This is a genomic window from Microbacterium sp. H6 (genome assembly GCF_003314775.1).
Taxonomy (GTDB): Bacteria; Actinomycetota; Actinomycetes; order Actinomycetales; family Microbacteriaceae; genus Microbacterium; species Microbacterium oxydans.
The window spans coordinates 4,982-12,265 of sequence record NZ_QOAY01000278.1 but is presented as its reverse complement, the minus strand read 5'-3'; the positions used below and the strand labels follow the sequence as shown (position 1 = coordinate 12,265).

At 68.8% G+C, this 7,284-nt stretch carries 8 protein-coding genes and 1 pseudogene; 6 read left to right on the top strand and 3 right to left on the bottom strand.

Going from position 1 to position 7,284, the window contains the following annotated elements; translation table 11 throughout:
* Window positions 1-1,162 (top strand): annotated as a pseudogene (locus DSP71_RS18160) (glycosyl transferase group 1); the annotation flags it as partial.
* A gap of 29 nt (window positions 1,163-1,191) precedes the next feature.
* On the opposite strand, the gene DSP71_RS18155 reads toward DSP71_RS18160, so the two are convergent.
* Window positions 1,192-2,214, bottom strand: a complete 1,023-nt coding sequence (locus tag DSP71_RS18155) for a glycosyltransferase family 4 protein (protein ID WP_113681751.1) — start codon at window positions 2,212-2,214, stop codon at window positions 1,192-1,194.
* Between the two features lie 94 nt (window positions 2,215-2,308).
* Complete coding sequence (locus DSP71_RS18150; RefSeq protein ID WP_113681750.1) at window positions 2,309-3,529, bottom strand: glycosyltransferase; 1,221 nt, start codon at window positions 3,527-3,529, stop codon at window positions 2,309-2,311.
* A gap of 120 nt (window positions 3,530-3,649) precedes the next feature.
* Between DSP71_RS18150 and DSP71_RS18145 the strand changes: the two genes are divergently transcribed.
* Window positions 3,650-4,105 (top strand): adenylyltransferase/cytidyltransferase family protein, encoded by a 456-nt coding sequence (locus DSP71_RS18145; RefSeq protein ID WP_046746655.1) that lies wholly within the window; start codon window positions 3,650-3,652, stop codon window positions 4,103-4,105.
* A gap of 98 nt (window positions 4,106-4,203) precedes the next feature.
* Here DSP71_RS18145 and DSP71_RS18140 read toward each other — a convergent pair whose 3' ends face one another.
* Window positions 4,204-4,593: an SIP domain-containing protein gene (locus tag DSP71_RS18140; RefSeq protein ID WP_046746656.1), complete on the bottom strand. Its 390-nt coding sequence runs from the start codon at window positions 4,591-4,593 to the stop codon at window positions 4,204-4,206.
* A 135-nt stretch (window positions 4,594-4,728) separates the two neighbouring features.
* Between DSP71_RS18140 and DSP71_RS18135 the strand changes: the two genes are divergently transcribed.
* The 4 genes from DSP71_RS18135 to DSP71_RS24270 all read left to right on the top strand — a co-directional run.
* Window positions 4,729-5,229 (top strand): hypothetical protein, encoded by a 501-nt coding sequence (locus tag DSP71_RS18135; RefSeq protein WP_258546536.1) that lies wholly within the window; start codon window positions 4,729-4,731, stop codon window positions 5,227-5,229.
* The gene (locus tag DSP71_RS18130; protein WP_179516340.1) at window positions 5,226-6,203 is read left to right on the top strand and encodes a cation transporter; all 978 of its coding nucleotides are present in this window, start codon (window positions 5,226-5,228) and stop codon (window positions 6,201-6,203) included. The genes DSP71_RS18135 and DSP71_RS18130 overlap by 4 nt, the downstream gene beginning before the upstream one ends.
* A gap of 53 nt (window positions 6,204-6,256) precedes the next feature.
* Entirely contained in the window at window positions 6,257-6,520 is a 264-nt protein-coding gene (locus tag DSP71_RS18125) for a glutaredoxin domain-containing protein (RefSeq protein ID WP_017831447.1), read from the top strand.
* A gap of 31 nt (window positions 6,521-6,551) precedes the next feature.
* Window positions 6,552-7,284 (top strand): MFS transporter (locus tag DSP71_RS24270; protein WP_258546535.1); only part of this gene is annotated, 733 nt, incomplete at its 3' end.

Below are 7,284 nucleotides of genomic sequence, written 5' to 3'. Positions count from 1 at the left end.
CGCCCTGACCTCGAACATCACCCATCACGCCAGGGGAACCCGGCTCCTGCACCGCGGACGGGGCACGATCGCCGCCGCCCTCGGTCGACGCTACGACGAGTACCGACGCCCATCGGAGGATGACGCCACCATGACCGTTCCCGGATCGACCATCCGCGTGATGCAGTCGTTGGGCGCTCCCCGTCCGACGACGAACCCGTACAACAAGATGCTCGACGAAGCACTGGGCTCGACCGAGGGCCTCACGCGTCTGCGGTTCTCGTGGGGCACGGCGCTGTTCGGGCGCTACGACGCCTTCCACTGGCACTGGCCGGAGGCGAAGCTGCACGGATCCACCTGGTGGAAGTCCACGGGCAAGTATCTGCTCACCGCCGCGCTCGTCTTCCGTCACCGCCTGTCGCGTCGGATCGCTGTGGTGCGCACGGTGCACAACATCGAGCTGCCGGACGACAACGCGCCGCGCCTTTGGCTGCTGCGTTTCATCGACCGCCACACCGACTACCGGATCGTCATCAACGAGACCACCCCGCTCGCGCCCGGCACGCCGCACAGCTTGATCCTGCACGGCGACTACCGCGGCTGGTACGCGAAGTTCCCCGCTGCGGAGAAGGTTCGGGGCCAGCTCGGCTCCTTCGGCGGGATCCGCCGCTACAAGGGCCTCGAGGGGTTCATCGACGCCTATGCGGAGGCCGTCGCGGTGGAACCGGCTTTGAGTCTGCGGATCGGCGGACGCCCGTCCACCCCCGAGCTCGGCGATGACCTCCGTGCACGGACGGCAGACCTCCCCGGAGTGAGCCTGCACCTCGACTTCCTGAGCGATGCCGAGCTCGTGCAGCTCGCGACGTCTTCCGACCTCATCGTGCTGGCCTACCGGTTCATGCACAACTCGGGCAGCGTGCTCGCCGCCCTGTCGATGGACCGACCCGTGCTCGTGCCCCGCAACGAGGCGAACGAAGCGCTCGGACGCGAAGTCGGTCAGGAGTGGGTGCTCATGTACGACGGAGACCTCGATGCTCCGACCGTGGTGGAGGCGTGGCGGGCGGCGACCACGCTGACGGGTTCGCCCGACCTCTCCCGACGGGACTGGGCCGATGCAGGCCGTGCCCACGCCGACGCGTTCCGCGCGGCCGTGCGAGTGAAGCGACGCGGCGCGACGCGCTAAGCGCTAAGCGACTGTGGGCCGCGACGCGGTCACCTCGGGGTCAGCAGCCCCCGCACCAGGGCGGCGACCATCACCTGCGTGGTGAACTGCCGCTCGACCTCGATGCGCCCGTTCCGCCCGAGTTCGGCGGCGCGCTCGGGGTGATCGAGAAGACGGAGCAGCGCGAGGGCGAGCTCGGCGGGATCCTCAGCGGGAACGAGGTGACCGGTGCGCCCCTCACCGACGTACTGGCGCATCCCCGGGGTGTCGGAGACGACGACCGGACGGGCCGTCGCGAGGGCTTCGAGCGCGACCGTCATCCCGGACGCGTGCAGGTTCTCTCTGGTCGGAACCACCACGACGCTCGCCGTGGCATAGAGGTCACGCAGCTCGGCGTGCGGCAGATGGCGGACGACCCGCACCCCCTCCGGCGGGTCGAGGTCCGAACGGGTCTGCACGACCACGTCCGTCTCCGGACGGATGGCGAGCACACGCGCGAGCGCCGCGAAGCGAGTCGCCGGGTCGCGGTCTCTGTCGTTGCCGGCGCTGACGATGCACGGCCGCGCCGGGTAGGGCCTCGCGACGAAGAAGGAGCTGTCGATGCCGAAGGGCACCGCGAACACCCGCGTCTCCGTTCCCCCCAGCATCGTGCGCAGCGGCTCGACCTGCGCCTCGCTGAGCACCCAGGCGGCCTCCGCCCTGCGCAGCATCGCCAGCATCCGCTCCGGTGCTCCGTCTGTCTCGGCCATGTCGGTGAGCCAGATCACGCCGGTGGCGAAGCGATCCCGCGGGTGCGTGGTCTGCATCCGATAGGCCGTGTTCTCATCCCAGGTGAGCGCAAGACCGCGGGCGGGACGCGGCCCCAGGGAGAGTCGCGAGCGAGCCCGTGCGATTCTGCTCGGCGGGGGGAGGTCGACCACCTCCACGGCCGCGTGGTCGCGTAGCGCATCGAAGCCGTACGGCCAGACACTGGGCACCTCTCCCCTGGCGTGGCTCTGCTCCCAGGCGCGCGCCGACTGTTCGGCTCGATGCGCCCAGGTGAGAGTCAGGGAGGGACTGCCCTCGGATTCCACGAGCCAACTATGGACCTCGCCACGGATCCTGGCAAGAGAGAAGTTCCGGAGACCGCTTCGCTCTGCCCTCGAGCCCCGCCTTCACGCTCCGGCGCTAGAGCTCGCCGGGCTTCATCACCTCGGCGTCGATCGCCCTGATCACGCGTTGCGCCGCGGTGTCGGTGGGCGGCTCGACGCCGACCGCATGGTCCTTGCTCCGACGCTTCGGCGCGTACACGACGAGCGAGTGGAACAGGAACCGGGCGAAGAACGCCACGATGAGCGAGAGGCCTGTCGCGACGACGCTCGAGATGTGCCACGACTCGACCATCAGCGCCATCACCGGGATGCGCAGAGCCGCCTCGACGTTGTTGAAGGCGAAGGAGCTGGCGAAGCGGATGCCGAGACCACGGGCATCCGTGCGCATGTCGGCGAACACGAACCGCTCCTGCAGCAGGAAGTTGCCGATGATCGTGACCTCGGCTCCGATGATCGCCGCCCAGATGTACGGCACGCCCGCGGCCGTCAGCACCCACATGATGCCGAGGTTCGCTGCTGCTCCGATCACGCCGATCAGTGCGAACAGCGACATCTTGCCGAAGCGCAGTCGCGCGAGGTGCTCGAGGAACATCGCCCCCTGACGCAGGCTCGCCTTCGAGGTGCCGTGGCGACGCTCGGCGAACTCCATCGGCACCTCGGTGATGCGCATGTCGTTGCGGGCCAGGATCTCCAGAAGGATCTTGAAACCGCGAGGCTGGAGCGTGGAGAGGTCGAGGCGCGCGCGGTCGACGAGGAAGAAACCGGTCATCGGGTCGGTGCTGTGGGCCAGGCGGATCGGGAACATGGCCCTGGTGAGCCAGGTCGCCACGCGGGAGACGCCGAAGCGCACCGCCGTGCCGAGACCGCTCGTATCCCCTCCGCCGACGTAGCGCGACGCGGCGACGACATCGGCGTCCCCCTGCGAATACCGGGCGAGGAGGGCGGGGAGGAGCTCGGGCGGATGCTGGAGGTCGCCGTCCATCACGATGCAGACGTCGGCCGCGGCAGCCCCGAGCCCGACGACGACCGCGCCGCCCAGACCCCCGGTGTTCTCGGAGCGGTGGAGCACGCGCACGGGGATCGGCGCGTCCGCCGCGACCCTGGCGATCTCGACTGCCGTATCGTCCGTGCTGTCGTCGACGAACAGGATCTCCGCGTCCCACCCGTCGAGCGCTGCGGCCGTGCGCGCCACGAGCTCGGCGACGTTGTCGCGCTCGTTGAACGTCGGCACGATGACCGTGACCCGTGCCCCCACGTCCGCCCCCTGTCCCTCACGCGCATCGCGTGCGGCCTCCATCGTTCCACGGGTTCCTATGCGGAAGGAAACCCGAACCTGCTAGACTCTCGAACCGCGGCTGTGGGAGTCGCGGAGCGGATGGGGATCCGCTTACTGGGGAATTACTGATCTGGGGAGATCATGGGGACGCGTATCGGCTATGCCGTTGGTGCTTTCGACCTGTTTCACGTCGGGCATCTGAATCTACTTCGTCACGCCAAGCAGCACTGCGACATTCTGATCGCCGGTGTCGTCAGCGACGAGATGCTGCGTCAGGTGAAGGGCATCGAGCCCGTCATCCCGACCGCGGAGCGTGCGGAGATCGTGAAGCACATCTCGTTCGTCGACGACGTCTACGTCGAGACGACGCCTTCGAAGATGGACTCGTGGCGCGACGTGCAGTTCACGCACTTCTTCAAGGGCGACGACTGGCGCGGCACCGACAAGGGCCTGCGCTTGGAGCGCGAGTTCGCCGAGGTCGGGGTCGAGGTCGTGTACTTCCCGTACACGGCGCACACGTCGAGTTCGTCGCTGCGCCGCGCCCTCGACGCGATCACCGCCGGGGCGAACGCTCCCGCCGTCGCCTCGGTGCGCTGAGCGCCTGAGCGGTCACCGGGGTCACCCGGTCGATCCGCCCGGTCTGCCTTCGCGCGGCTCTGTCTGCCGTCGCGCGGCTCAATTGGCCCTCGCGCAGCTCAATTGGCGACGCCGAGGAGGCTCCGCGCCATGCGGGCCACGTGCGGTGGCGTGTGCGGCCCGAGCCAGACCGTCCACTGCGAAGGCGGCTCGCTGCAGGCCCATTCGACACACCAGGCATGCACCGCGTTCGCAAGCCTCTCTCCTCGCGTGTGGGCCCTGGTACCGTCTCCGCGAACCAGCCACCGCACCGAAACCCCGTCGGGGACGTCGATGTGTCGGAACTGGATACGCGCCGCCGCCTCGAGGATGACGACCCCCTGGGCGTCCCACGGCAGCCGCGCGGCGATGCGTGCGATGAACCCGGCATCGGCCGCATCGCCGGCGATGAGCACGGCGCCCTCGATGTCGTCCCAGTCGGGGTCTTCCAGGTGTTCGCATGCGCCCATGCCCCCAGTGTAAGTAAGGGCACCCTTACTTACAAGAGATGGATCCGATGCGGCGCTCCGTCTCGGCGCTAGCGCGCTCTCCCTCACCTCGTCAACCACCTGCGCCGTGACGCTCAGCGGGAGCATCCTGCTGGCGTGAACAGACCATCGTCACGCCGCGAACGCTTCCAGCCGCGGGCGGCCTCGATCCTCGGCGCCCTGCTCCTGGCGACCTCGCTCAGCGGCTGCGGCGTCACCGTGCCCGCCGACCCGGACGGAACGCTGAGCACCGTGTCGGGCGGCGAACTGCGCGTCGGAACCGCGCCGGACGGCGACCTCGTCCATGTCGACGGGGGTGTGCCGAGCGGGAGCATCGTCGACCTGGTGGATGAGTTCGCCTCGAGCATCGACGCAGAGACCGACTGGACGGTCGCCTCGGAGGAGACGCTGGTGTCGATGCTCGAGGACGGCGAGCTCGACCTCATCGCCGGAGGTATCACCTCAGACACCCCGTGGGTGGACAAGGCCGGCGTGAGCCGTGGATACACGCAGATCCAGGGGGCGAACGGTCGCGAGATCGTCATGCTCGTCCCGCTCGGCGAGAACGCGTTCCTGACGAAGCTCGAGACCTTCCTCGACGAGGAGGTCGGCGGATGACCGAGACCGGGCAGTTCGGGCGCACCACCCTGCCGCCGAAGCAGCAGCGCGCGATCCGCAGCGCGGTGAAGTGGGAGATCTTCACGATCGTCTACACGTCGATCACGATCGCCGTCATCGCTCTCGTGGTCGGGGAGTCGCAGGCGATGCGGACCGCGTGGATCGAGGACATGCTGTCGCTGATCCCGCAGATCGCGTTCCTCACGGCTCTGCTCCTCGTGCGGCGTCGACCGACAGGGAAACACCCGTACGGCCTGCATCGCGCCATGGGCGTCGGCCACCTCGTCGCGGGTGTCGCGCTCCTGGCCGTCGGTCTGAACCTCGCCGTCGAGGCCATCACCGGACTGGTCGCCGCCGAGCACCCGACGATCGGCACGGTGCAGTTGTTCGGGCAGACCGTCTGGCTGGGTTGGCTCATGGTCGCCGTGATGGTCGTCGTCATCATCGGCCCCGTGTTCATGTACGGCCCGGCCAAGTCGAAGCTCGCCCCCGTGCTGCACAACAAACTCCTCTTCGCCGACGCCGACATGGCGAAGGCCGACTGGCAGACCACGGTGGCATCGATCGTCGGGGTGCTCGGCGTGGGTGTCGGGCTCTGGTGGCTGGACGGCGTGGCGGCGCTCTTCATCTCGCTCGGGATCATCTGGGACGGCTTCCGCAACACGAGGACGGCCGTGGTCGATCTGATGGATCAGCGCGCGCGCACCTACGACAGCAAGCACCCGCATCCCCTCGCCGCCGACATCGTGTCGTATCTGCGCAGTCGCCCGTGGATCGCCGAGGCAGGGGTGCGCATGCGCGATCAGGGTCAGGTCTTCCACATCGAGGCCTTCGTCGTGCCGCACCGACGCAAGGTCGCGCTGCATGATCTGACCGCGGTCGCCGAGGGGATCACCGACATCGACTGGAAGATGCAGGACGTCGTGGTGGTGCCGGTGGAGAGACTGCCCGACGAAGCGGACACCGGTCGATGAACGCCCAGCCGCCACTCAGCGCCAGCCCCTCCGGGCGGCCGTAGGCTGGGTGCATGACTTCTCCTGCCTCCGACACCATCACGATGTTCGGCGCCGACTGGTGCCGCGACTGCATCCGCACCAAGAAGCAGCTCGACGCGCTCGGGGTGGAGTACACGTATGTCGACCTCGTCGCCGAGCCCGCGGCCGCAGACGTCGCGAAGGAGATCTCGGGCCGTACCAACATCCCCGTCGTCGTGTACCCCGATGCCTCGCACCACGTGGAGCCGTCGAACGCCGACGTCGAGTCGAAGCTGCGCGAGCTCTCGCTGATCTGATCCGGCCGCATCGCGCCGCTACACTGGCGCGATGAGCACCGAGGCTCGGCCCGAACGAGCATCAGTCCGCCTGTCTGCCCGCACGATCGTGCTGTACGCGATCGGCTCGCTCGGCACCGGCGGCTATGCCACGTTGCCCGGGCTGGTGCTGACCTACTTCCTCACGGACAACCTCGGCGTCGCCGCGCTCGCTGCGGGGATGATCGTGACGGCCGCGAAGATCTGGGATGTGCTGATCGATCCGCTGATCGGTGCCGCATCCGATCGTCAGCTCGCCCGCACCGGATCGCGTCGCGGTTTCATGGTCACCGGCGCGCTCGCACTCCCCGTCTTCTTCGCCCTCACGTTCGCCGTACCGCCGTCGTGGGGTCCGACCGCCGGAGCGATCAGCGTACTGCTGGCCTTCCTCGCGACCGCGACGGCCTTCAGCCTCTTCCAGGTGCCGTACGTCGCCCTCCCGGCTGAACTGACCGGGGGTTACGACGAGCGCACACGTCTGCTCGGGTGGCGCGTGGTCGTGCTCACGGCGGCCATCCTGCTGTTCGGCGCCGGCGGCCCGGCGTTGCGCAACGCCGGTGACGACCCCGTCATGGGCTACCTCCTGATGGGCATCGCCTCCGGGCTCGTGATCGGCATCGGGATGCTCATCGCCTCCCGCACAGCGGGCGTCGCCGCCGAACGCGGCGCGGTCACGCCCGGCGCGGTCGTCGCCGCATCCACGTGGCGTGATCAGTACATGTCGGGCTTCCGGGCACTCGGACGCA